The sequence below is a fragment of the Chitinophaga sp. RCC_12 genome, assembly GCF_041360695.1.
In the GTDB taxonomy this organism is placed as follows: Bacteria; Bacteroidota; Bacteroidia; order Chitinophagales; family Chitinophagaceae; genus Chitinophaga.
Genome location: NZ_JBFUPS010000004.1, coordinates 412,034 through 436,056 on the forward strand (window position 1 = coordinate 412,034; position 24,023 = coordinate 436,056).

27 protein-coding genes and 1 pseudogene are annotated in these 24,023 nt (G+C 40.6%); 25 read left to right on the forward strand and 3 right to left on the reverse strand.

Translation table 11 applies throughout. The features are described 5' to 3' along the window. From AB6805_RS14720 to AB6805_RS14735, 4 genes are all read left to right on the forward strand, one after another. Complete coding sequence (locus AB6805_RS14720) at window positions 1–444, forward strand: SMI1/KNR4 family protein (RefSeq protein WP_370910186.1); 444 nt, start codon at window positions 1–3, stop codon at window positions 442–444. 69 nt (window positions 445–513) lie between these two features. Beyond that, the gene (locus AB6805_RS14725; RefSeq protein WP_370910187.1) at window positions 514–717 is read left to right on the forward strand and encodes an RHS repeat-associated core domain-containing protein; all 204 of its coding nucleotides are present in this window, start codon (window positions 514–516) and stop codon (window positions 715–717) included. A gap of 71 nt (window positions 718–788) precedes the next feature. After that, window positions 789–1,562, forward strand: coding sequence for a hypothetical protein (locus AB6805_RS14730; RefSeq protein WP_370910188.1), 774 nt, complete (start codon window positions 789–791; stop codon window positions 1,560–1,562). A 6-nt stretch (window positions 1,563–1,568) separates the two neighbouring features. After that, on the forward strand, window positions 1,569–1,967 hold the full coding sequence (locus AB6805_RS14735) for a hypothetical protein (protein WP_370910189.1): 399 nt from the start codon (window positions 1,569–1,571) through the stop codon (window positions 1,965–1,967). 73 nt (window positions 1,968–2,040) lie between these two features. Here the strand turns inward: AB6805_RS14735 and AB6805_RS14740 are convergent, their stop codons facing one another. Further along, window positions 2,041–2,262 carry a hypothetical protein gene (locus AB6805_RS14740; RefSeq protein ID WP_370910190.1) on the reverse strand — a complete coding sequence of 74 codons (222 nt, stop codon included), beginning with the start codon at window positions 2,260–2,262 and terminating at the stop codon, window positions 2,041–2,043. A gap of 22 nt (window positions 2,263–2,284) precedes the next feature. On the opposite strand from AB6805_RS14740, the gene AB6805_RS14745 reads away from it, so the two are divergent. The 17 genes and pseudogenes from AB6805_RS14745 (at window position 2,285) to AB6805_RS14825 (ending at window position 16,886) form a co-directional block, all read left to right on the forward strand. Further along, on the forward strand, window positions 2,285–2,755 hold the full coding sequence (locus AB6805_RS14745) for a hypothetical protein (RefSeq protein WP_370910191.1): 471 nt from the start codon (window positions 2,285–2,287) through the stop codon (window positions 2,753–2,755). After that, window positions 2,737–3,084: an AHH domain-containing protein gene (locus tag AB6805_RS14750; RefSeq protein WP_370910192.1), complete on the forward strand. Its 348-nt coding sequence runs from the start codon at window positions 2,737–2,739 to the stop codon at window positions 3,082–3,084. Before AB6805_RS14745 ends, AB6805_RS14750 begins: the two co-directional genes overlap by 19 nt. Continuing rightward, the gene (locus AB6805_RS14755; protein WP_363435778.1) at window positions 3,081–3,737 is read left to right on the forward strand and encodes a hypothetical protein; all 657 of its coding nucleotides are present in this window, start codon (window positions 3,081–3,083) and stop codon (window positions 3,735–3,737) included. Before AB6805_RS14750 ends, AB6805_RS14755 begins: the two co-directional genes overlap by 4 nt. Before the next feature lie 388 nt (window positions 3,738–4,125). Further along, window positions 4,126–5,136, forward strand: coding sequence for an RHS repeat-associated core domain-containing protein (locus AB6805_RS14760; RefSeq protein ID WP_370910193.1), 1,011 nt, complete (start codon window positions 4,126–4,128; stop codon window positions 5,134–5,136). 10 nt (window positions 5,137–5,146) lie between these two features. After that, complete coding sequence (locus tag AB6805_RS14765) at window positions 5,147–5,689, forward strand: hypothetical protein (protein WP_370910194.1); 543 nt, start codon at window positions 5,147–5,149, stop codon at window positions 5,687–5,689. Window positions 5,690–6,033: 344 nt separating this feature from the next. Continuing rightward, window positions 6,034–6,234 (forward strand): RHS repeat-associated core domain-containing protein, encoded by a 201-nt coding sequence (locus AB6805_RS14770; protein ID WP_370910195.1) that lies wholly within the window; start codon window positions 6,034–6,036, stop codon window positions 6,232–6,234. A gap of 69 nt (window positions 6,235–6,303) precedes the next feature. Beyond that, window positions 6,304–6,618, forward strand: coding sequence for a hypothetical protein (locus AB6805_RS14775; protein WP_370910196.1), 315 nt, complete (start codon window positions 6,304–6,306; stop codon window positions 6,616–6,618). A 242-nt stretch (window positions 6,619–6,860) separates the two neighbouring features. Continuing rightward, window positions 6,861–7,244 carry a hypothetical protein gene (locus AB6805_RS14780; RefSeq protein WP_370910409.1) on the forward strand — a complete coding sequence of 128 codons (384 nt, stop codon included), beginning with the start codon at window positions 6,861–6,863 and terminating at the stop codon, window positions 7,242–7,244. A gap of 18 nt (window positions 7,245–7,262) precedes the next feature. After that, window positions 7,263–7,538: a hypothetical protein gene (locus tag AB6805_RS14785; protein WP_370910197.1), complete on the forward strand. Its 276-nt coding sequence runs from the start codon at window positions 7,263–7,265 to the stop codon at window positions 7,536–7,538. 631 nt (window positions 7,539–8,169) lie between these two features. Then, entirely contained in the window at window positions 8,170–9,540 is a 1,371-nt protein-coding gene (locus tag AB6805_RS14790; protein WP_370910198.1) for a hypothetical protein, read from the forward strand. Further along, the gene (locus tag AB6805_RS14795) at window positions 9,498–10,157 is read left to right on the forward strand and encodes a hypothetical protein (protein WP_370910199.1); all 660 of its coding nucleotides are present in this window, start codon (window positions 9,498–9,500) and stop codon (window positions 10,155–10,157) included. The genes AB6805_RS14790 and AB6805_RS14795 overlap by 43 nt, the downstream gene beginning before the upstream one ends. A gap of 12 nt (window positions 10,158–10,169) precedes the next feature. Continuing rightward, a complete protein-coding gene (locus tag AB6805_RS14800) occupies window positions 10,170–13,343 on the forward strand; it encodes a hypothetical protein (RefSeq protein ID WP_370910200.1) in 3,174 nt (1,057 codons plus the stop codon). Then, on the forward strand, window positions 13,312–14,241 hold the full coding sequence (locus AB6805_RS14805) for a hypothetical protein (protein WP_370910201.1): 930 nt from the start codon (window positions 13,312–13,314) through the stop codon (window positions 14,239–14,241). Before AB6805_RS14800 ends, AB6805_RS14805 begins: the two co-directional genes overlap by 32 nt. 610 nt (window positions 14,242–14,851) lie before the next feature. Next, on the forward strand, window positions 14,852–15,211 hold the full coding sequence (locus AB6805_RS14810) for a hypothetical protein (RefSeq protein WP_370910202.1): 360 nt from the start codon (window positions 14,852–14,854) through the stop codon (window positions 15,209–15,211). Window positions 15,212–15,317: 106 nt separating this feature from the next. Further along, a pseudogene (locus tag AB6805_RS14815) lies at window positions 15,318–15,434 on the forward strand (RHS repeat-associated core domain-containing protein); the annotation flags it as partial. A 9-nt stretch (window positions 15,435–15,443) separates the two neighbouring features. Then, on the forward strand, window positions 15,444–15,914 hold the full coding sequence (locus tag AB6805_RS14820) for a hypothetical protein (protein WP_370910203.1): 471 nt from the start codon (window positions 15,444–15,446) through the stop codon (window positions 15,912–15,914). 324 nt (window positions 15,915–16,238) lie between these two features. Continuing rightward, window positions 16,239–16,886: a hypothetical protein gene (locus AB6805_RS14825; protein ID WP_370910204.1), complete on the forward strand. Its 648-nt coding sequence runs from the start codon at window positions 16,239–16,241 to the stop codon at window positions 16,884–16,886. A 157-nt stretch (window positions 16,887–17,043) separates the two neighbouring features. On the opposite strand, the gene AB6805_RS14830 is transcribed toward AB6805_RS14825, so the two are convergent. Further along, window positions 17,044–17,817: a DUF2490 domain-containing protein gene (locus tag AB6805_RS14830; protein ID WP_370910205.1), complete on the reverse strand. Its 774-nt coding sequence runs from the start codon at window positions 17,815–17,817 to the stop codon at window positions 17,044–17,046. 387 nt (window positions 17,818–18,204) lie between these two features. Here AB6805_RS14830 and AB6805_RS14835 point away from each other — a divergent pair, with 387 nt between their 5' ends. From AB6805_RS14835 to AB6805_RS14850, 4 genes are all read left to right on the forward strand, one after another. Then, window positions 18,205–19,437, forward strand: a complete 1,233-nt coding sequence (locus AB6805_RS14835; protein ID WP_370910206.1) for a DUF4157 domain-containing protein — start codon at window positions 18,205–18,207, stop codon at window positions 19,435–19,437. A gap of 137 nt (window positions 19,438–19,574) precedes the next feature. Further along, window positions 19,575–21,296, forward strand: coding sequence for a hypothetical protein (locus tag AB6805_RS14840; RefSeq protein WP_370910207.1), 1,722 nt, complete (start codon window positions 19,575–19,577; stop codon window positions 21,294–21,296). Window positions 21,297–21,436: 140 nt separating this feature from the next. Beyond that, window positions 21,437–22,033, forward strand: a complete 597-nt coding sequence (locus AB6805_RS14845) for a hypothetical protein (RefSeq protein ID WP_370910208.1) — start codon at window positions 21,437–21,439, stop codon at window positions 22,031–22,033. 90 nt (window positions 22,034–22,123) lie between these two features. Continuing rightward, window positions 22,124–23,140: an efflux RND transporter permease subunit gene (locus AB6805_RS14850; protein ID WP_370910209.1), complete on the forward strand. Its 1,017-nt coding sequence runs from the start codon at window positions 22,124–22,126 to the stop codon at window positions 23,138–23,140. Here the strand turns inward: AB6805_RS14850 and AB6805_RS14855 are convergent, their stop codons facing one another. Then, window positions 23,141–23,995 carry a helix-turn-helix domain-containing protein gene (locus AB6805_RS14855; RefSeq protein WP_370910210.1) on the reverse strand — a complete coding sequence of 285 codons (855 nt, stop codon included), beginning with the start codon at window positions 23,993–23,995 and terminating at the stop codon, window positions 23,141–23,143. Between the last annotated feature and the right edge of the window lie 28 nt (window positions 23,996–24,023).

A 24,023-nucleotide genomic window follows, 5' to 3' on the forward strand; every position in this document is an offset into this window, starting at 1 on the left:
ATGCAGCCTATTAATGATATGAATGACATTGCCAATTACTTAAGGTCTAATGGCGAGGATTTAGTTCCATGTACTGAGAATGAAGTAGCCTTTTTGCAAACTTATTTTAATATTTCATTCCCGCGAGTATATAAAGATTTTTTGTTAGTGATGGGAAAAGGCGCTGGTACCTATATGCGTGGAACTGACGTATTTTATGGACAATTGTTACCTCTTAGAGATTATGCCAGAGAAACTCTTGAAGAGGCAAAGCTTGATCCATTGCCTTGTGATGCTTTTGTTTTCTGGATGCATCAGGGCTATATTTATGCTTACTTTATGACAGACGGCGGCGAAAATCCTCCGGTTACTGTATTGTATGAATCTGGAAAGGTCATCAAATTTGATAATTTGTTGGAGTTTTTTAAAGCTGAGCTTCATTTGGATGGATTTGCGAAATTATGAGTACGATAAGGCAGATCATATGCTATGACGTATTCCGTAGCAAGAAGTAAGTGATGTCAGGTACAATTGATGTTTGTTGGTAGTGGTTATCGTTATGGGTTTAATGGGAAGGAGAATGATAATGATGTGAAGGGAGAAGGGAATCAGATAGACTACGGCATGCGTGTTTACGACCCACGGATAGGGAAGTTCCTTTCTACAGATCCTCTATCGAAACAATATCCACACTATACCCCATATCAGTTCGCAGGAATACGCCTATTCAGGCAATAGATCTGGATGGTGCAGAGGAATATCATTTTACACGAATAAAAGACAAGGATGGTAATACATCGCTTCGTTATTTGGGTAAGACTGATATTAAAGAGCGCGTTTTTGTTGGATATAGATTTGTTCATGGTTCATTTTATGATACGCCTACACCAGTTTATGAAACCCGTGTTAATCAGTGTGAGGCATTTACTATACATGACACATACAGGGAACCTGTAGATAGACATGGGGGACTTGATCCAAATCAATCGCAGGAGTGGAGGGATTTTGATGTAAGGACAACATATAGATCATTAGAAGATCTTTCTGCAGGGAAGAATGGTTCGAAATCAGCTGCAGATATCCTTGGGATGAGATTAACCCAATTTAGTGCAGCAATGGGGCCTGAGAATGCGGCACTGCCTGCGGGAGGACTGGGTAACTTACAGCGGCGTAGTGCTACTGTTTCTTTTTATACAGTTCAGAGTTCAGAAGATGCTTCGCGTTTATTGTCTGGTGGGAATCCTTGGCCAACAGCCTCTACGCGAGGCCAGTGGGGAGAAGGTTTGTATGCTTGGGGAAGCAAAGCGGAGGCACAGGCTTATTTAGATACGTATTTGAAGAGAGGTGTTACAAATGTATCAATTGTAGAATTTAAGATTGATGGATTTAAGCTTGGTAAACTAAGCCAGCACACAGTTATAAGAGGAACGGACGAAGCTACCTCGTTTTTTGACAAGTATAGCCGTCTTTATGGAGAAGGCTTGCCACATGGATTTGATTACATAAAAGCTCCAACTGCCAATTATGGTTCAGAACATTTTTTCTCAAAAGGAGTTTTTCAATTATTTAAAGGGAGTAAATAATAGATTATGGTTTATAAATTTGCGGTTTCAAAAAAAGGATATGGTGTAGCTATTTTTATTGACGTGGATGAAATTAGGTCTCCTATTCTTTTAGAAAATGACTTATTGATTGCTGATAGAATTTATTTGAGAATAAATCATCCAATATTTTTTTTATCAGGCGATGATGTTAATAAGTATATAGTTAGGGCTATAAGAGATCTTTCTAACGAAATCTATGATAAAATAAATGATTCAACAGTTTGTTTCTTTATTCATGGGTTAGATACTAATCCTATTTATTTTCAAGAGGAAGGGCTTTATTGTGCAATGAGAGGCTGGTTAGTTCAAAACTATAATCTTGAGGTAACTTCTATCTCTTTTGAGTTAGATGAAAAAAATAAGAAGTTTATTTTTGATTTTTAGCGGTATACTTACGTAATACAATTGTGTCCAAACGCATTAATAGTAAACCCAGGTCGCCGACTGGGGTTTACTATTAATGCGTATAGGTCTGTTTAGTTTTAACGTCCCTGATGAAGGCAGCGATAACCCGTAGTAATGCTGCTTTATCTTCTCCTGGTAGCGTCTCAATCTCTTTAAAATACCTGATTACTTCTGCGTCATGGAGTGCCGCACTGGCTTTGTCAGTAGAGCTACCGAAAATTAAATGATCCACAGCTTGGTACACGCCATACCAATTTGCAGGAAATAAACCCATTTGGGCGACTGATTTAGACGGTTTGGAAGAAAAGCCAAGTTTACTCAAACAGTTTATAGATGCGATAGGGTTGCCGAAGCTGATGCAAAAGCATTCCGATAATGTTGAAGAGGAAGCAGAGTTTCAACAGGTACAAGCACTCAAACATAGTGGACTTCAGCAAGTAACTTCAAATCTTAAAGATTTACATGATGCGCAGGGAATGGCAATTAGTTTTGTCCCGGGGGGAAGTACACTTTTCTCAATGCTTGATTATGGAATAGGAATTGACAAGAACCCATCAAACGTACTTAAGGCAGGAGGAACAGATCTCGCATTTGCATTTGGTGGGAGTTTATTTGGTAAAGTAGGTAAGGTTGGGGGATCATTACAGGATAAATTTATCAGTAATTTTAATAGGAGTGCGAAGAGGTTTGGTATAAGCTGGGGGACTTTGCATCAAAATGGGAAATTCACCATATCATACCTAGAGGATTGGCAGATCATCCATTAATTAAGAAATTAACAAATGCCAAATTGTTTGATATCGAAGGGCTTGAAAACGGTACTATCTTACCGAAATATAGTACAACAAGAGGTTTGTTTGATGGTATGCATGCTAGTCATCCTGAATATAACTTGTACATACAAAAACAGTTAAATCAGCTTGAGACTCAAGTTAAGGGTTTAAGGATGACTTTAGGAGAGGCAGAAAAAGAGGTGAGGCAAATAAATCAAAAGATTATTAGTGTCTTTGAAGATATAATGAGAGACAATAATAAAGTAGATAAAAGAATAAACGAGTATTTTCGGGAGCTAAATAAAACGGGACAAACACTATGATACAAAATGAAGTTTATTATGTCGATTATTCAACGGATTTGCGAGAAATTGGTATACTGCCACAGGCAAAGTTTTTATACTATCCCAATATGGATTCCGATCAGATAAGATATTCAATAGATCTGTCTGGAATTGTCAATGGGATTGAGGTTGTTACTCGAGCAAAATGGTCCGATTTTTTGAACGTAGTTGATTGTATGGGTCATGAAGGATTTGTATGTAGTGAAATGTGTGAATCTGTACTGCTAGAACTTAATCTTCCCCCCGTACAATCATTTAAGACCAATGCCTTTAATGGAGCAGATCAAAAGAATTATTGGATCAATTTATTTGATCATCAATTTTATGATTTTATTGATTATGATGGATCGAAATTTGTTGCTGAAGGAATATCGGCTGGCAAAATAGTTTTTGAATCAAGTAGCAAGCCTGATTTCGAGGATAAGGTAGCTAGCGCTAGAAAACAAGGACATTATGAAATATCACCTCAGATGGTAATTATAAAGAAAGAGCTGGTTAGAGATTACGATTTGTTTTCTTTTCCCAAGTTAGGCATTTCACTTTTTGCTACACATAAGTTTTACCAAGCTTATATGGATTTAAAGCTTACTGGATTGCAATTTAGGAAGGCAGAGGTTTTTAAATTTATATAAAAGCATTATTTTCTAAGGCTGTAAATGACTGGTATCAAAAGCTGAAAATCATTTCGGACTTTTAACACAGTTTATATTGTATGAATAAGGAGGATTTAAGTGTAATTCCACAAGGGAAGCGACTTTTAGAATAATTTACAAATTAAGATAGGGGGCTGGGTATATGTGAGAATTTGACAACCGGGTTTAATACGGGAGATCCAAATGAAAAGACATCTCAATTATTTTTGAGATACCTTTTTTAGTGACTTTATTTAAATTGAATTAGGTGTTCAATATTGGTATCCGCTGTACTACCATTATGATCAACCAGTCTGATTTTTTTTCTTGAAATGCCGTAGAATGTTAAATCCATATATTTATGCGAGTCCTTTGAGAATACACCAAGTTGCAGCTGGCTAGTAAGGCCGGGTTATATCGTTATGGGTTTAACGGCAAAGAAAACGACAACGAAATCAAGGGAGAGGGGAATCAGCAGGATTATGGAATGAGGATTTATGATCCACGCTTAGGTAGGTTCTTATCAGTAGACCCATTAACCAAAGGATATCCTCATTATACACCATATCAATTTGCTGGTAACAAGCCTATTAATAGTATTGACTTAGATGGACTAGAGGAATGGAATGTTATTCAGAATTATTTGAATTATGCTAAAGATATGTCTGCTGCTCCAGCAACGTATCAATCTATTAGCGGTAAAACAGTAACAACAACTTACAACTTGCATGGATGGCCTAGTAATAATCTATATTTCTGGGATAAAGTGGTAACAGATCATCCTAATTTTCTTGATCCGTGGAATAATAATAGAGTGTTAGTTGACGGGTATTCACCAATTTATACCCGTGATTTACAGGCTCATTGGGAAAGTACAGGGCAAAATACACAAGGACTGAGGATTGGTGATGTATTGGATCATCACCATTTAAATCAAAGACGTACTGCAGTCCCAATAACGAGGTCGGAGCATAAATTAATACCCAGACAAACGTATAGACAGTTATTGGCCTCTAAATTGGGAAATGCAATGTCCCTTTTTGGAATTGTATTTGAGTTTTCGGGTTTGATGACAGGAAATCCAGATGCAACTATTAACCAATTTGGGCCTCATACTGACTTAGGAACTGTTTATAAGAATACAGCTTCTGATTACTATTATACTTTGACTACTTTGAATAGAAACGGTGATGAGGCAACTGCAACTTTTGATATTTTTAGTAGCTATAGTTACGATGATAAACAGAAGAAATATATTGGAGCGAGTAAAATCGGAACAGGTACGAGGTATGAAGAGAGAGGCGGTTTTTCTGAAACCAGGGTATTCGATAATGATGGAGATATAAAATCAGTTGAGACACATGGTTCTAGTAAGCTTGTTCCCTCTGAAGCATTATAATGAAATGAATATGGAAATAAAAGAATTAATAAATGAAATCAATAGATATGCTCCTTCAGTGGATCAAATTATTGCAAAAAGGTTGTCCCGTAATATCCCAGTAACTCCTTTGGAGGCTGAGACTATACGTGATGGATTTAGATTGGCTTATCTTACAACTGAGGCTGTAAGAGGTAAGCTTGATGATTTAATTTACAATACAAATATTAAATATATTGGGACAGGCGGAGTTGAATTTGATTCAGAAATATCTTTGGAGGCGGATGTTTATAGATGTTTTGCTAGTTATAACTACTATAATGAATTTTGCCAACGTTTGACAGATATGAAAATTGTTGTATTAGACCGTGAAACATTGTTAGAGGGAGGCGTGATATCTGAATCATTAGATCAGTTTTTTTATTTTTTATGTTTACTAACGAACTATGATAGGAATGTAATTTATGGGGTTGCCTTGAATGATCGATTTTTAGAGAATGTAGAAGAGCTGATCAGGGCAGGCGTGTCAAAAAAGTGGGTAAAAATTTTGATGCCCACTTTACCGTTAGTTTGAAATTTACAGACGAGCAATTTAGCTCTTTAATAATTTATTATCATAAATAAAAAGCGTAGTTTACCGGCTACGTTTTTTACTTATGATAAGTATGCCTTGCTTTAGCATTACGGATGAACATGTCCAGTAGTTTAAGGGCGTCAGCTTTATCCTGATCATTTAATTTTTGTATATCCATTATTCTGTCCAGGATCGTTTGATCAAGTAGCAGACCAGTATTGCCTACCAGATAACCAAGAGAAACGCAAAATAATTCGTGGTAAACTATCCTAATTTTTAGAAATAGAATATGAAATGAGCGTAATTTTTATTTTCCCATCCTACGGTTAGAAGAATGGATGGGGATGCAACGATTATGCTGTTATCGTTATGGGTTTAATGGGAAGGAGAATGATAATGAAGTGAAGGGAGAGGGGAATCAGCAGGATTATGGGATGAGGATTTATGATCCACGCTTAGGTAGGTTCTTATCAGTAGACCCATTAACCAAAGGATATCCACATTATAGGCTTCATATAAAGATCCTATTACAGGGCAATATATAATGCCGTCGGATGTCCTTCGATGTCCAATTCCTCCTGGTGCTTATATGCCATCTTTAGGTGCGGCAGAAGGTGGAACTAAGCGAAATTGGGTCGCAGAAACGGCTGCTCCAATTTGTGGCTGCTGGGGCAGTTATTGCAGATGGCTCTGCAGGATTTTCTGTTACGAGAACTGCTATGACAGTAGCGACCATTGGTACTGTAACCAATATGGTTAGCTATATGCATGAGTCTGAGAATGCAATGAATCCCGAAGTTAAAAAGGAATTGGAGACCAAAGCAAAGGAAAGCGCAGCAGATTTATTAGTGACGTGGGAACAGGTAGGCTGTTACAAACAGCGGGAAGTATGTTGTCTGAATTTTCAGCGTTTAGGCCTGGTCCTCTAATGAAAGTTAATGGGAGCTGCTTTGTATAGGAACTTTAATTAATGTGAAGGAAGGGGTAAAGAAAATAGAAGAATTGGCTTTAGGTGATTTTGTGTGGGCTTACAATGAGATTACGAGGCAACCTCATCTTGGGGTACTCCTGATCACCCGTTTTGGATAGCTTCCCAATGGAAACCATCAAGTCAGGTGAATATAGGGGATAGTGTATTTTTATATACTGGTAAAAGCGTATAGTAACTAATATAACTACTAAAGATACCGCAGCTACAGTTTATAATTTTACAGTTTCCTTTGATCACTCCTATTATGTGTCATCATCAGGAGTTTTAGTTCACAATGAATGTTACTTACCTACAACAAAAGTTTCTGCGATTAAGTTACTTCATCAAGAATCAACAATTGTTAAGAGTGAGGGTTATAAGGCTATTAAGGGTTTATCGGATGAAGAGCTTATCAAAAGCGTAAGAAATCCAGCTGATGGTAAGTTTATACAATTAAATACTTCTACAGGAAGAGCTTTTGATGGGAATACCCGTATTTATGAGATGCAAAGGAGAGGGCTGAATGATGTGGTTGTACCGTATAAACCTTATCAACCTGATAATAGTATGTTTTATGATATGTAGGAATAAAAAAAAGAATTTATGTTTGAGCAGAAATTTTTAGCATATATTTTATATTCTACTTTTGTAGAATTTAGGGCCAAAGGTGTGGAGCTTGATGATAAGCCATTGTATTGGTTATCTCATTTATTGCACAATGTTCCTTTTAGCTTATCAGATGAGTATAGTTCAAAAGAGGAGTATGAAAGACTTGTTAAAGATGTTCATACATTTAATTTTGATAAATGGTTAGAAGCTAAAAAGGAAGACTTTTTTATAAGTTTTCCAGAGTATCTACCTGAGAATCCTAGAGAATAGGATTGCTCCCGAAAGGTTAGGTTATATAGGGATAAATTATTCTACAAAACAAAATGCAAAATCCTTAGGCGCTTTTCTGTCTTGACTTTTCAGATGTAAAAAAACTTAAAAAAATTATACATGTACAGAATACCCTATTAGCTCCAAATAGGTTGATTCTTCACTTGGAAAGTTCTTTGACTTTGCTAATTGTTAATGAGTTGTTATGCAGGTTGCATAGGGTTAATATTAAAGTAATACAATATTCTGAATTTGTAAATTCACATTTATTGATTTATAGGTTATGTATTACTGTAATATAAAAACGTTTTATAGACTGATATTCAATTGCAGTAATGGAGTCGCATCCTTTAACTTTTAAATTCGATAGCAAAAAATATATTGCAGGCGCAAGGTTGTCATACAAACGAGCAATAAATATAGGTCAGCCAGCGGGTAGCGTTAAAGGAAGGCCGCTATTAACAAGTATTAACTAAAATATTTCTGTCTAATTTACTATCTATTTCGAATAATTTTTAGATAAGTAAATAGCGATTGTCCCTATCGTTAATCCTGCTATATCCATAATTGGAGTTTGCTGCTAATTTTTGGGGTTAATCCTTTATAAATAAAAACATAATTCCCTCATGTTATGCTTGCTGAGAACACTAAAACTTTTTCCATTGAAGAAATACAAGGTGCCTTTGAAATGCTTTATCCTGATGAGTTTGAGTTTCTTACCTTGTATAATTTATATATAAATTATCACTCTCAGGAATTTCAGTATGCAGAAATCAAGCAAGCGATTGTTGATACCTCCCGTTTGCCCTTTATGTTAAATGGGAAGGATGTACAGGTAGAACGGAAATTTAAGCGTTTACTTCGTGCGTTTATTGAGAGAATTCCATCTAAATCTAACCGATTTGTATTGACACCGCATGCAGAGAAGATCATAGAAATTGCAGTGCAGCGGATAAATAACCCATATTTAAAATATCCGCTGAAAGATACGTTTGAGCAATTTTTCAGGTTACCAGATGATCTATCGGATGATATCAGCCGTTTGCAAAGTTGGTTCCAGTTTGGCTTTCATAATAATGCCAGACAAATGGTATTAGGGCACTTAGAGGCACTGAAGCTTTCTGTGGATGATTCGGTAAAAGCGCTGAATAGCGTATTGGAAATAGAAGATAAATCAGCGATACAGCTATTGGAGGAGTTTGCAGAGAATTTTAAGGTGCTGGGAGATAAGGCGAGGCAAATAACAGAGGCCATAAGAATGAAGGTTCATGTACATTATCGGTTACGTGACATTGCAGAGGTGTTTAGCCTTAAAAGCCTTGATAGCCTGCCGGGAGAAGAATATTTATTATACTGCAGGAAGGAGGCATTAAGAATAAAAGATGAAGTGAGCAGTTTTTTTGATAAGATAGATCAACAGCTTGACCTGATAAATCAGAAAATGACCTTCGCAGCCTCAAAGATATCAGAGCTGCAGGAATCTTTGCGCGCACAGTCTCATTTTAAGTTTAATCTGAAAAAACTATTGATATACTTGTTAGAGAATAGTAAACCAAACCTGCAATCCTGGGAGCTTCCCGCTGGTTTTCCTGCTAAAGATATGGTTACTCAAAAGTTCCGTTTCTCGGCATTGAGGTACTATGATATGGGCTTCCTCAAAAAGGCCAACGTTGTAGTACAGGAAACAGATGAGCTTTATGAGGAAGAGCAACGGCTTCAGTTTGAGATGGAACTTAAAAAACAGGAGTTGATCCAGCAATATTGCGACCAGGCAGAAAGTGATCTAGCACTATACGGAACGCTGGATTTAACCACCAGGATAATGGATATTATGCAGGAGGAGAATGGCCTTGAGCTGGCTGTGCATACGGGGTACGAGTTCATCCGAAAAGTGAGTCCGTTCGCAAATGTGGAAATTACAGAAACGCTTCAGAGTAACCAATCAAATACATTTCAATTATGGAAGGTAACAGTGCGGAAAGATCGGCATTCCAATTCCTAAGTAATGAACAGGTACAAAAACATTTTGCAGAGCTGAATATAGAACTTTTGAAAGGAAAGCATATCCTTCAATCATCCGTAGCCCTTTTTTCCCTCCTGGACAGGTTCGAAGAGGATTTTGTGCGGTACTATGTACAGTTATACGGATTAATACTTGAAAAAAGGACCGTTGACAGTACCTCCTATTTTTATCTCGAATTCCCAGCTACTGGCAAGGGCAGACTCACCAATCCCGGAATGTACGCGGAGTTAGAGGCCAGGCCAACTATTGTGGCGTGTATATTGGCTAACCTGTATTTTTCAAATTTTTTCAGCTATGATAAGAAATTTCAATGGGATGATATTCAATATGAAATAGAACATGGAGAGCATAGACATTCTTACCAGCAATTATTTTTCAATGATATGAGGTCTGAGTATTCCGATAAAGAATGGGAAGGTGTCAGAAAACATTTTAACATAGTCATCAATTTCTTTAATCGTATTGGGTTAGTAGAAAAGGAGGATAATGATGAAAGCATCCAGTTTACCATCTTGCCAACGATCCATCATTTCATAGAACTATACCGGGATGAGATTGATAACATAGATGACTTTTTACAAGAAATAAAACTATAAAATTAAATTAATATGAACCTGTATTCAATTTCAACTGTCTGTTTGCTCAAGCATTATAATCAGGATTACCTTTTACATTCATTAAGAACAGACTTTACCGGGGCAAATGGCGTAGGAAAGTCCATTATCGCTGACCTTTTTCAGATAGTGTTTATTGGAGACCCGAGGCATATTAAATTTGCTACTGAAGGGGTAGACAAGAAAAAGCGAAGAATTGAAAACCTGCCCTATGAAAGCGGAGTTGGTTATGTGTTTTTCAATGTGGAATTGGCAGAAGGGCGCTTCATTACCCTGGGTGCAGCTATTTTCTCGCAAGGACACCAGCCTATAAAAACTTTTATTATTACATCTTCCATCAGCCTGGATATAGACAAATTGGAGAACTATACATTTGGCAAAGAAGAACTTCTGTATAGCAAAGACTTTTTGGGTACTAACGGTCAGCCATATGCACCGGATGATCTGGCGAGAATACTGCCGGACAGCCATCAATTATACATGCATTATTTCAGTTCCCGTGAAGAAAAAAATGAATACTATGGCTGGCTTTATAAGAATGAAATTCTTCCGATAAACCTGGTGAAAGAAGGCAATTTAAGGGCCTTTGCCAAAGTAATTCAATCATTTTCTAAATCAAAAGCGCTAAATATAGATAACTCTTACAGTTTGATAGAATACCTGTTTGAGGAAGACGAGGTAGAAATCAGCCAGGAGTATGATAACCAGGAACAGGCAATTGCCAAACTCCTGCACCAGTTTAAGTTAACAAAGGGTCAAATAAACGATATTTCTACTAAACAGCGCATGCTAAAAAAGTTGAAGCAGTACAACGTAGAGAAAGACGATGCGGGGTTGAAACTTGATACAGCCCGCTATATAGAAGTGCTTCACAGACAAAAAGCTATCGGTAATGAACTGCTGCAAATCGGGAAAACGGTTGCATTTGATCAACAAAGACTGAAATTTTTGAAAGGACGTACAGTTAAGTATGCCAGGCTGGAACAGCTTGCGGAATCCTTATCCCGTGCAGAGTACAGGAAATTTTCTAATCTCACCTCCTGGCCAACTATGTTCTCACGTCTGGAAGATCTTAAAGATGAGGAACAGCAGATATTAGGTATTGATACCAATGGGTTGATGTTCCAGCTGATGCCTGATCGTGTAACTGAGCTGTTAGCAATAGATGCAGCGATATATGAGGAGAGTATTGAAAATTCCAGGGAAGTACTGATGCGTTATGCAACAGTGGAAACTATGGAGCAGGCCAAGATTGAACAAGATGCCTGGTTGCGCGATAGAGAAAGGGAAGTAGCATCGACAGAGCAAGAGTTATTGCAATTTCAATATACAATAGAGCAGGTAGAAGGCAATAATATCTTTTTAAACGCATTATCGAATAGCAGCGGACTGAACAAGGCGAAACAGGCGGTGGCGCTATATCTACGTGATGTTTCATTAAGTAAACCGCTACATCCTACAGCTGGTATGCGCTATACCACTTCTAAAAGTCTGTTGGAAGAATTAGAGATGTCAGCTGATGATGCCAATGGCGGCTGGTGGATCAAAACGGGTCCTTTGTTTGAATTTGTTCCCGAAGCTTCTGAACTTCTTCCTGGCTTAAATCTTGAAAAAACTAATAATATCGATGAATTGAAGCAGATGTTGAATGCCAGGCTTATTGAGTGTAAGCAACAAAAGTCCAGGCTTCAAAGCATTGCCAACGGCGTATTACCGGAAGGCTTTGCGGATTACCACTATGATATAGACCTCTCTGATGCTACGAAATTGAGAACCCATGTGCGTGCAGCAGCGCTATGTGCGATTGTTAACTATAAAGTTACTGATTTGAGAACACAGATCAGCAGGGAGCAAGAGAAAATAAAAAAGGCAAAACAGGATTTCGATATTACACTCGAAGGAATGGAATATGATCTGTTGCGTAGACAGCTGGAGGAGAATTACCAGAGACTGCATAAACGTTACGAAAAATTGAAGTCAGGTAATGACAAAGAAAAAGCTGATATCTATAATATAAATATTAGTCTGCCAATGCAGCAGCAAAAATATGAGCAAGTATCAGAAGTCCTAAAGGAATTAGATGGTCGCCGCGCTGACTTGCATCAAGGGTTCCTGAACAAATACCCCGGACTACCCCTTCCTGAACCTGATTTGGATATTCCCTGGAGTATTGATCTTGCCGAATTGGAAGAGGTATACCGAAAGGCTGCGGTGGCCTACACTAATGAATACAATCAGGTGGTTGGTCAATTTGAGGAAACAAAGCAGTCGACTGATATACGTGTAGATGAGCAGATTCGCAATAATACCTATTCATTTGATATATTAGAACAGGCGTTGTTAGGCAGGAAGATCCGCACTCTAGACGATGTGACAGGTCATTTAGAAACATTAAATGCGGAGCTGTTGTCTATTGCAGACGACTTACTAGGGAACCTGGTGAAGGTATTTGGTAAAACAGAGAGCTATTTTGACCGTTACAAAGAACTGGTACAATCATTAAATAATTTCTTCAAAGGCAAACTGATAAGTGGAAGATTTTACTTTCAGATTGACTTCAATACAGCGCATAAAATGGATATTAAATGGATTGAACATCTTCGGAAATTGCCGCTGAACCTGAGCGGTGTTGGTGAATTTGAAGACGTAAAACCAGATCAAATCATAGAAGAGCTATACATGAAATATTCAGGTAACAAATCTCGTGTTTCGCTTACCGATTTATTGAATCCAAAACGATATTTCCAATTAAAAGGAAAGCTAACCGATGAGCGACATCGGGAAACCTCCGGTAGTACAGGGGAAAGCTATACTGCACTGGCATTGCTTGGCATCGCCAGATTGTCTGTTGTACAGGATGGAGACAGACCGGGCTTACGTTTTATCATTCTGGAGGAGTCTGCGACGCTGGATAATGTTAATTTTGGACTGTTTCCGGAAATTGCAAAGCAATATGGTTACCAGATAATCACGATGACGCCAAAGCCCTATGCTGTTGGCGACGATGGGGGATGGTATATTCATCAGCTGATACCAGGGAAAAGTAATCAGGATATCAACTATCCGAAGATCATGAGTTACTTTAGAACAAATAGAACGAAAATGGATTTGAGTAGTTTTTTAAAGACGAGACCTAATGAATTGGCAGACATTCAAATCACTTCATGAGTTATATGTAGAGGGAAAGACCAGGTACCGGTCTAGCCTGGATAAAGAGCCGGTATTTAAGTATTATGCTGCTCAGGCGAAAGAGTTGCTAATTACAAAAAATGAAATCCTGGTTCGAAATAAGGCCTCATTTGAAAAGAGCTATAGCAGTCGTTATTTAGATAAATATAATATATGCAAAAAATTGTTGGATGACATCGGCGAAAATACTCCCCAGTGCAGGTTTGAGGATACAGACATTCTCTGCTTGCATGAAATGAAAGAACAAATGGAGACTGGTCTTCTGCAAGAGATACGCCAGCAAATAATTGATTCGAATGAAACACGGCGAGGTGTATCCAATATGTTCTTCAAGCACGAAAAGCATCTGGATACAAGCGAAGCATTGGAGCGAGCAGTCAAAACTATCTTACAGATCGAAGCATTTGCTGATACACGAGACCATCAATATCTATACGTATTGCAATGCCTGCACCCCAAAGCGATTGTATTATGTGAAAACCTGTATTTTTTAAAGATGCCGGAAAAAGCCAGGAATAACAAGCTAGAACTCTGGTATGCAGGCGGTAGAAACGTGGAGAAGCTTAAGTATAGCAACCATAGAAATCTACCGATCTACTATATTTGTGACTGGGACCATGATGGATTGGATATTTATAAAAGTGTAAAAGAGAAGCTGCCGCAGATTCAGTTGCTGACGCCCAATGGAGCCGGCAGGAGTATTTTGCTAACCGAACATCGTAGTCTCTGGCGATATCCAGATAGTCCGGAGCTTCTGTCTGGCCTGGAAGCGGACTTATTAACTACTGGACAACAACAGTTAATCCAAACATTGATAACAGAAGATAAGTGGATCGTAGAGGAGTCTAATGATTTGATGGTGTTGTTGCAAAGTTGATAAAGTCTTGTCTTCATCTAAATGAGAAAATCTCGATTATAAATACTGCAACTGGGATTTTTTACTGTAAATATCCTCAGAAATTTAGTCGGTTATTCACAAGTCGTGTTGGTAATACGCCCAATGAATATGGATCTTTAAATTAATAGGATTAAGATTAAGGCATTTATAAAAGCTAAAAACTAAAAGGTCGCTAATTACTGGTTGTTAGTTATTTATCTGATTTTTAAACCTTCTAGAAAAGTTAAAAGCGGTATAAGGGGTTCGATTGAGATCCCTCTCTCTCCGCAACCTCTTTGTTTATGGTCATCAGATTGTGGTACTGATGATTGTGTTCCGAGAACAGGAGCCGAACCTACACTCATTAATAATGAGCATCTGACTACGGATCAGAAGGTGATCAAGTCCACCTCAAAGGCAGATCAAGTTCAGGTCAAAGACTAGTCAAAGGCAGCCTTTAAAGCGTATTAAAGGCTACTGCCATTGCTCCGGGAATAAACACGTCCCTGCTACTCACCATAAAGCCCTGTTAGGTGAAAAGGTCTCACTGCGGGCTAGGTCGGCCAGCTCCCGGTCTGGTTAAGGGCTGTTTTAAATATTGGTTGCGTTAATGCCCGCCATCCCTTTGCTGTCCATTTTGTCCACTCCTGGTGAGATAAAGGTCGAAGGCACGGCCTGCTGTGACTCGCCCTCGCTGGGCCCTTCCGCTGCGCTCCAGGGCCTGCGCTCTGGCTACCGCCCCAGCGGCCAGGGGGAATGGCGGAGGGGGCGGCAAGGTCGCTTCTTAAAAGGCGAACTGAAAGCCGTGTACCTGTTAGGGATAGTTGCCTTGTGTCAAGGGTTCCGGGAAGAATATGACTGTGCGAGCACCATCGCCAGTACCCTGATCACCTGTAGTACTATCTTACCAGGACGGTTACCGGCATTTTACCCGCCTGCATTTTTTTCTTTCAAATGGGAAAACAGATGAAAGACATATTTATAGTAGTTCTTTGATTATGCGTCTTTGGGTATGCGGCTAATGGGAAGAAGAATGATAATGAAGTGAAGGGAGAGGGAACCAGCAGGATTATGGATTTAGGATATATGATCCGCGAATTGGACGGTTTTTAAGTGTAGATCCATTATCTCCACAATATCCTTGGTATACGCCATACCAATTTGCAGGAAATAAACCCATTTGGGCGACTGATTTAGACGGTTTGGAGGAAAAGCCAAGTTTACTCAAACAGTTTATAGATGCGATAGGGTTGCCGAAGCTGATGCAAAAGCATTCCGATAATGTTGAAGAGGAAGCAGAGTTTCAACAGGTACAAGCACTCAAACATAGTGGACTTCAGCAAGTAACTTCGAATCTTAAAGATTTACATGATGCGCAGGGAATGGCAATTAGTTTTGTCCCGGGAGGAAGTACACTTTTCTCAATGCTTGATTATGGAATAGGAATTGACAAGAACCCATCAAACGTACTTAAGGTAGGAGGAACAGATCTCGCATTTGCATTTGGTGGGAGTTTATTTGGTAAAGTAGGTAAGGTTGGAGGATCATTACAGGATAAATTTATCAGTAATTTTAATAAAACTGCCAAGAGGTTTGGTATAAGCTGGGGGGCTTTGCATCAAAATGGGAAATTCACGATATCATACCTAGAGGATTGGCAGATCATCCATTAATTAAGAAATTAACAAATGCCAAATTTTTTGATATCGAAGGGCTTGAAAACGGTACTATCTTACCGAAATATAGTACAACAAGGGGTTTGTTTGATGGTATGCATGCTAGTCATCCTGAATAATAAATTTGTAAGTCAAGCCTTGATGGCATCGGCGAACGATTAAAAAACAGAACACTTAAAGGCCTTAGTGAAGTAAGAGGGGAGATCAGCAAACTTAATCAGAGCTTAATAAATACATTTGAAAAAATAGGGACGGATCCGGCTGTAACAGATAAAAGAATCAATGAGTTCTTTAGGGAATTGAATAAATAAATTATTAGTTATGGATGTTTTTAGAATTGACTATTCCACTGATATGAGGGTTGTTGGTGCATTCCCTCAGGTACACTTTGAGTATTTTGATAATTTCGACGGTTTCGATATTAGGTATGATGTAAAACTGAACGAAATAGTTAAATATGGTAGGCTATATACAGGAGCACGATTTAGTGGTTTATTGAATGCAGTGGATCTTCCTAATTACATGGGGATTCTATATGATAGGTGTCTAGAAGGCGCTTTCGAACAATTGAACCTGCCAACAGGATCAGTGAACGTAGTCAAAATTAAGGGGCTAGCGGAAGAAAAAAATTATATTCTGAATCTATTTAAACATGATTTTAACGATTTCTTACAATTTGACAAATCATTATTTTGTGAAAATAACTTTACAACAAAGGGGGAACCAATAAATGTTAATAGTTATAATGATTATTTAGAAAAAAGAGATAATGCCTATAAGAGAGGTGTTTCTTTGTTTACTCCCGTCAGGCTTGCTGTAAAAAGTGAACTATTGGAAAAATATGATTTATTTGGATTCCCCGAAGTTGGAACGGATTTGTACGTTACTTCCAGGTTTAGAAACCTTTTCTTGGATAAAAAGGATTTAGGTATACAATTTATATCAAGTAATATAGAAGTTTTGATATGATTAAAAGTGCATCAATGAAATAGACGTACAGTTAAGTTGAAAGAATTATTTTTTTTGTTGGGATATTCTCTCAAGAAAATCCAGTAGTTTCGGGTTTACCAAAACACAGCTGGCGACCCATTTTTATTTTCGGTAGGACCCACGTCCAACGCATTACTCAATCACCACCACCATCAACATTGTCAAAAGTTTCGCGCGCTTTTGGTGTGAAGCTGTAACGGAGAGAAAAGATCGGTCCGTAGTAAATATCAAACTGGGTTCCATTCGTTCTTAACTGCATTTGTGCTATAACCCCCGCGAGCGCATGGATATTCTTTGTAATGCCGGCGCTGTAGTAAATGGATTGCCGCAAAATATCAAACTTGTTGGGAGCATAGTCTTTATCCGCAAATTTCAGCATCAGCTCCATATAGTAGGAAATGTTGGGGCTTTTCAGGAAGGCTTGCGGATTGTTCTGCCGGAGAAAGTGATTGACACCTACTCTGGCCCTGATCCTCGGTACCACCCTTGCTATACCCTGCCGGTCGTCAAAAAATTTTGTTTCAAACCGCACCTGCTGAAAGAGGCTTCCCTTGGGCAATTTCTCAGAAAAGGAACCCATAATGATTAACCGCCGCTCGAGGGTTTCATAGTTGCCGGCTTCCTTTATTTCATATTTCTTATTGCGGGCGTAGCCCAGCCACAACTTCATATTTTTGAACCCTGAGTAAGATATCCAGGGTCTGACAACAAACCGTTGTGCATAGGCAAATGGATTGCCTGTATCATATGAGCCCTGGGTAACTATCTGCAGGTCTACTTCCCCGTCGAGATGCCATTTTTTTATTAATGGAAAGGAAAAATCTGTTTCCCCTATGGAAGCAGGAATGAAACCGAAGGTGTATGGTGGGGGAGACTGCGCAAAAGCACCACTGCTTGCGAAAAACAGCATAACAGGAATGATCAGCCTGCATGCAATCTTAGGTTGCCACCTGCACTGTTTGGTATTTGTTTGCATTTCAAATTGCAATGACTCATCCCTCCCTTATTGAAGGAAGAATTTCTACCCGATGATATTGTTATGCTTAGTGAACTGAAGAAGAGAGCGAGAGGCACTGTTAACCGATAAAACGTTTACGAAGCTGGTTTGTTCACGTCGGTTATATAATAGTCCGGTTAGTTTTTGAAACCTGGTCGGGGCGACCTGTTTCCTGATCTATGAACAAGATCCCTTTTACCCGGGAAAAATACCCCTCAGTCAGTGCCTCTTTTTCTCCAAATTTTTAGTAACTTCCCTAAAGATGACCCCAATATCCATTAACATTTAATCTACCCCAGAATGTTCTCCAAAATACCCAATCAATCACCAGGGATTGCACGTCCACAGCATACCCCTTTTTTTAGTGCTAAGAATGATCTCCCGCAATCTGCGAAACCCAGCTTTTTTCAGCCCCGCCTAAAGGTCGGACAACCGGATACCCCGCTGGAAAAAGAGGCCGACGCTGTAGCTGATGCCGTTACCCAGCCTGCCGCCATGGATCATAAAATAAATGCTGGCCACAACACATCCTTACAACGAAAATGCGAAGCATGCGAGCATGAAGAAGAGCTGAACCGCAAAGAGATCAACGGCACGGAAGTCGCTGCACCATCCACAGACATGATAAATGAAGTAATTTCCACGGGGGGGCAGCCACTGAATAACGTTATCCAGCGGGAAATGTCAGAGAGAATAGGTTACGATTTCAGCAACGTAGTGCTGCATACAGAAGATAAAGCTGCGCAGTCGGCACAGGCTGTCAACGCCCGGGCCTATACCGTGGGCAATCATGTGGTTTTTAATGAACAGGAATACAACCCTCATTCCCGGGAGGGACAGCATCTGTTGGCGCACGAGCTTACGCATGTAGCGCAGCAAAGCGCCGCTCCGGCCACGGTACAACGCCAGGTAGCTGGTACGCCGGGTGGGCCGGATCCCTGCTTTAATTTGCTCCAGGAAATCATTGCTTTGCTGGAAGAAGTGGCACACCGTATTATGGATGCTGAAAACGACCGCCACGGCCTCTTTGGCAGGCGTACCCCACATCCTGAATATGGAAGCTGGGACGGTCACCGCGACCGTTTTAACTATGACCGTGGCCGCCTGCGCACCAAACTTGGAGAATGGGATATTAACGACAGGTGCCGGGGCTACCAGCTCACCAGGGAGCAGGCGCAGGATTTATCTGAAGCAAGGGAATTTGCTGAAAGAGAGTTTCCCACACGGCCTCTCCCTGCCATGCGGCGGGATGGAGAGCCTGTAACGGCTTCACCTGACCCGGAATTACGGCAACGGGTAGAGCGGTTCCTGATCAATATTGGCATCCCGGCTTTCGCCCTTGGAGGAATGGTGGCATTAGTGGTCGCTGCTTTAGCAGACCCTGAGCCTATAACCAAATTAGGACTAATCATCGGCACGGCCGCCGCCGCAGCCCTATTAATATTCCTGGGTGGAGATTCATCCTCCTCCACATCCGGAGGCACTGTTGCCAGCGAAGATCATACAACCGGAGACGACAGCGCCGCTGCATAAACTTAAAGCGGGTGTATCTGAACATGGATACCCCCGCTTCTCCTATTGACAATTATGACAGGAATGATGTAAATTAGTAATCAGCGACAGGCTTATACCCCGATAGTTTACATTACCCCAAAGTATTCAATCCCTTTATGAAAACGTTTTATGTAGCATCCGTCATTTGCTGCCTAATGGCCTGTAACTACGGCCGCACGTCCAAAGAGGTAAAAAGCAATGCTAATACCATTGGTTGCGCAGTTCCTGCTACTACCGACAAGGAATGGTATACATCCGGTAAGAAAGCGCCTTTGTTTGACGGGTTGCAAGGCATTCATTTCACGATTTCAACCTCCGTGAAAGCAGCACAAACTTATTTTAACCAGGGAATGATGCTCTCTTATGGATTTAACCATGCAGAAGCAGCCCGTTCTTTCTTTGAAGCCACCCGGCTGGATTCCACCTGTGCCATGGCCTATTGGGGCCTTGCGTATGTGCTGGGGCCCAATTACAATGCCGGCATGGAATCGGATAATTTTCAGCGCGCCTACGAAGCTGTTGTGAAAGCGCAGGCGCTTTCCTTTCGAAGCAGTCCAAAAGAGCAGGCGCTCATCGCCGCTTTGACCAGCAGGTATGCTAAAGATCCGCCGGCTGATCGCAGCGCCCTGGACAGTGCCTATGCAACAGCCATGAAAAAGGTATATACCCAATTCCCCGATGATCCGGATATCGGTGCTTTGTATGCAGAAGCGATGATGAACCTGCATCCGTGGGATTTGTATGAGAAAAGAACACAAGCGCCCAAAGCTTGGACACCCGCGATAATAGCAGTACTCGAACACCTGATGCAATTGCACCCTACTCATCCCGGCGCGCATCATTTTTATATTCATGCACTGGAAGCCTCTTCGCAGCCGGAGAAAGCTATGCACAGTGCGAAATTGCTGGATAGCCTGGTTCCCGGCGCCGGGCATTTACTGCATATGCCTTCGCATATTTACATCCGTACCGGCGATTACCATGAAGGTTCGCTGTCAAATATCCGCGCGGTAACAACCGATAGCGTTTACACCGTGGCATGTCATGCGCAGGGGGCTTACCCTTTGGCGTACTACCCGCATAACTATCACTTCCTGGCAGCTACTGCTACGCTGGAAGGACATTCCGCACTGGCCTGGCAAACCGCTGTGAAATTACAGCAACATACCTCCGAAGAGATTATGAGCATGCCGGGATGGGGCACCTTGCAACACTACTATACTATCCCGTTTTATATTGCCGCGAAGTTATCGATGTGGGATACCATACTGGCACTTCCATCGCCGGAAAAGCACCTGGTGTATCCCCGGGCCATCTGGCACTATGCAAAGGGAATGGCTTATTTAGGCAGGCATGAAGTAACAAAGGCCCGGAAAGAATTGGATAGCCTGCATTTACTTGCTGCTGATACCATCCTGAAAAGCCTGACGATCTGGAATATCAATACTTCGGCGGATCTGGTACAAATTGCCGGAAAGGTGTTAGCTGCGGGCATCGCAGTGCAGCAACAGTCGTCCGGCGTGGCTATTTCATTGTTAAAAGAGGCCGTGGCGATGGAAGACCGCCTCAACTATAATGAGCCGCCGGACTGGTTCTTCTCCGTGCGGCATCATTTAGGTGCAGTGCTCCTCAAAGCAGGGCAATACCGGCAGGCGGAGACAGTTTACCGGGAAGACCTGGGAATATGGAGAAAGAATGGATGGGCATTGATCGGTTTATATAACGCGCTGGTTTTACAAAAGAAAAATAAGGAGGCGAAGGAAATATTGGCTGCATTCGAATCCGCCTGGCAATATGCGGACGTGAAAATTAATTCATCGTCTAGCATAACAAATTAGTCCGCGATTCGGTAGTAGAGGAGAGGGTAGCAGCGCCTGCTGCCTGCCGTTGTTACAACCAATTACTTGATTAGCCAGGAAAATCACTACCTGGTAATCAAATATATAGTTATTTTTACTGCTGTTTGAATATCCTTTCTATGAAAATAAAAGATTCCGGCGACGGAAAATTAGTAATTCTATCAACTGCATTTGATACGAGATCCAAGATCTTATATTTATTTTACTTCATTGTTTTATTCACGTTAGGAACATTCATGCTCCGTGTAGTTTTAACAAACTCCGATAAAATAGTAGCGTTAATTGTAGGTGGCTTGTTTATGTTGTTGACTTATGCAGGAGCTTACCAGTTCGCAAATAAAATTGTTATGACGGAACAGCTACTTGTTACCAGGGAGTCCTTGCATTTAATAAGGAAAGGGATTTTCAGATCGGCAATACAGGTCTTCGACATACAGAAAATATCCAGTTTCAGACATCTGGCAAAACCAACCTTAACCCGGCATACTTTAGCAGGAGGAGAATTTGATTATCTGGGATTTCAGACCGGACAGCAGGTAATCAATGATATGCATGGGGATAATCAGCTTGCTTTTGATTATGGAGGAAGGACAATTAAATTCGGTAATAATATTCCTTCATGGGATTTTGAAGAGCTGGAATCAATATTTCTTAATCTAACCGGAAAGGACCTTACAGTCGCCGGGAAAGAAGATGACTCGTTTTCTGAAAACTGAATGAATAAAACGAACGGAACCCAAATATAATTTATCTTGTGCCAGCCTGATATTTAAAATTATTTTTCCTTGTTAAATAATTTCAGAAAGATGTTTGAGAACCCGTTGAAATGGCTGGTAGCAGCCACAATTATTTATACTGTATTTAGTTGCGGCGGAACAGCAGCAACCAAACACCCCGTAAAGCAATCCCCTCACCAGGCCTTGCCATCCATACAGGTAAGGGCGTTTTATCCTGGCGCCAATGCCGGGAAGTTATTCGATTCAGTATCCCCACCATTAAAAAATGCTTTCTCCCAGTATGCCGGAAACATGGATCACATGACCTATACGGCCAATAACGATGGTTCATTTATTATTACTGTTTATTTTAATCCAGGTATTAATCTGGACTCAGCTGCACCGGGTATATCCAACGTGGTGGCTGTAGCTTCGGCACAACTGCCGTCACCGGTAGTGCAGTCAGGCGTTACCGTTATCAGGCAAAATGAGTCCATTGTTATGGCGGTGGGCATGTATGCGGAGGATACCGGAAGTTACGATCAGGCATTCCTGGTAAATTATGCGGCAACCAATATTGTTCCTGGAATACGGGGAATCCCCGGGGTTAGTAATCTGATTACTTTTAACAAGAGTAAAGATTCGGTGATGCGTATCTGGTTAAATGAAGAGCACCTGGCCGCTGCTCATCTCACCCTAAAGGAAATATTAGCAGCCATTCCGGCAGGGCAACTGGAAGCAGTAACGGAGATCTTTTATAAGAAAAGTAAATCATCTTCTGATTATATTATTAAGTGCAACAGTAAGCAACATCAACCTGCTGAGTATGGAAATATGGTTATCCGCAAGAATGCTGATACCATCCTGAGATGGAAGGACGTGGCGACGAAGATTGAATTTGGCCCTTATACTTATGGAAACTTTTCGCGTATCAATGGTAAGCCTGGCGTCAACATCGTGGTAATGCAGTGGGCGGATTCAAATTATAACGGGATTCAGCCAGCGGTAGAAAAGGTGATGGAAACAGCATCGGCACAATTTCCAGTGGGTATAAAACACCTGATATCATATAACCCTAAAGATTCTTTATACATTTCAGCAGAGTAACTAGCCTGGATCTTTGCGTTTTTTACGAAAAGTAAGGGCAGTCATTCCTGTTTCTTTACTGAAAAACCGGGAAAAGTAAGAGTGGTTTTCAAAACCCAGGTCATCGGCTATTTGTTTTACATTCAGATCGCTGAAATATAGCAGTCGCTTTGCCTCTATAATGATTCTGTATTTTATCCAGAACGAAACCGGGGAACCGGTTATTTTCTTCAGGCACTCATTGAGATACGGCTCCGAAATATGGAGCATGTTGGCGTAATCCGAAGGACTTTTGTGTTGTCTTATATGTTCGCCAAGCAATTTTTTAAATTTGAGCGACAGGTCGGCTGGCCTTGAACTACCGGTACCGGCATCCCCGGAGATACGTACGGTGTCTGCTGCCATTTCAAAGAAGGAGCGAAGTAACGAATGAAGTACCGTTAAACTACCGGGAGGTTGATCCGTCATTTTGCTATACAGGATGCTAAGGAGCTGGTCGTAGTGATGTGCATCGTTGCGCGATAAAGTAACGGGTTCCTGGAAGCCCGACCAGCTATCGAAAGCATGGCGGCAGGCAGGATCTATCAACGAAGGATCTGCGGCGATGAACCACCCGTTTGCTTTGTTGGCTTTAATCCGGTAGTGGATCTGTTCCGGCAGAATATAATAGAGCTGATTTGCCCGGACGGTTTTCTCTTCAAAGTCTACCACCGCTGTGCCGGCGCCTTTCAGCATGATGAAAAAGATATAATGGTCATCCCGGTGCGCGCCAGGTTGTCCGGATTGTTTATCACCTGTACCCTTGTTTGTGAATGGCTTCAGCAGGTATCCCCGGCTGGTGCTGTCCTGTAATTTATGTACCGGAATATTTTTCATGAGTTTAAAAGTAAGTATTTTAACGCAG

Coding starts and splice junctions, on each gene's coding strand:
- AB6805_RS14725 (WP_370910187.1), top strand. CDS start 514: ATGTTTGTTGGTAGTGGTTATCGTTATGGGTTTAATGGGAAGGAGAAT.
- AB6805_RS14740 (WP_370910190.1), bottom strand. CDS start 2,262: ATGGGTTTATTTCCTGCAAATTGGTATGGCGTGTACCAAGCTGTGGAT.
- AB6805_RS14785 (WP_370910197.1), top strand. CDS start 7,263: ATGTTTGAGCAGAAATTTTTAGCATATATTTTATATTCTACTTTTGTA.
- AB6805_RS14720 (WP_370910186.1), top strand. CDS start 1: ATGCAGCCTATTAATGATATGAATGACATTGCCAATTACTTAAGGTCT.
- AB6805_RS14800 (WP_370910200.1), top strand. CDS start 10,170: ATGAACCTGTATTCAATTTCAACTGTCTGTTTGCTCAAGCATTATAAT.
- AB6805_RS14765 (WP_370910194.1), top strand. CDS start 5,147: ATGGAAATAAAAGAATTAATAAATGAAATCAATAGATATGCTCCTTCA.
- AB6805_RS14755 (WP_363435778.1), top strand. CDS start 3,081: ATGATACAAAATGAAGTTTATTATGTCGATTATTCAACGGATTTGCGA.
- AB6805_RS14855 (WP_370910210.1), bottom strand. CDS start 23,995: ATGAAAAATATTCCGGTACATAAATTACAGGACAGCACCAGCCGGGGA.
- AB6805_RS14825 (WP_370910204.1), top strand. CDS start 16,239: ATGGATGTTTTTAGAATTGACTATTCCACTGATATGAGGGTTGTTGGT.
- AB6805_RS14790 (WP_370910198.1), top strand. CDS start 8,170: ATGCTTGCTGAGAACACTAAAACTTTTTCCATTGAAGAAATACAAGGT.
- AB6805_RS14810 (WP_370910202.1), top strand. CDS start 14,852: ATGCCCGCCATCCCTTTGCTGTCCATTTTGTCCACTCCTGGTGAGATA.
- AB6805_RS14840 (WP_370910207.1), top strand. CDS start 19,575: ATGAAAACGTTTTATGTAGCATCCGTCATTTGCTGCCTAATGGCCTGT.
- AB6805_RS14830 (WP_370910205.1), bottom strand. CDS start 17,817: ATGCTGTTTTTCGCAAGCAGTGGTGCTTTTGCGCAGTCTCCCCCACCA.
- AB6805_RS14845 (WP_370910208.1), top strand. CDS start 21,437: ATGAAAATAAAAGATTCCGGCGACGGAAAATTAGTAATTCTATCAACT.
- AB6805_RS14835 (WP_370910206.1), top strand. CDS start 18,205: ATGTTCTCCAAAATACCCAATCAATCACCAGGGATTGCACGTCCACAG.
- AB6805_RS14735 (WP_370910189.1), top strand. CDS start 1,569: ATGGTTTATAAATTTGCGGTTTCAAAAAAAGGATATGGTGTAGCTATT.
- AB6805_RS14795 (WP_370910199.1), top strand. CDS start 9,498: ATGGAAGGTAACAGTGCGGAAAGATCGGCATTCCAATTCCTAAGTAAT.
- AB6805_RS14770 (WP_370910195.1), top strand. CDS start 6,034: ATGCAACGATTATGCTGTTATCGTTATGGGTTTAATGGGAAGGAGAAT.
- AB6805_RS14805 (WP_370910201.1), top strand. CDS start 13,312: ATGAATTGGCAGACATTCAAATCACTTCATGAGTTATATGTAGAGGGA.
- AB6805_RS14850 (WP_370910209.1), top strand. CDS start 22,124: ATGTTTGAGAACCCGTTGAAATGGCTGGTAGCAGCCACAATTATTTAT.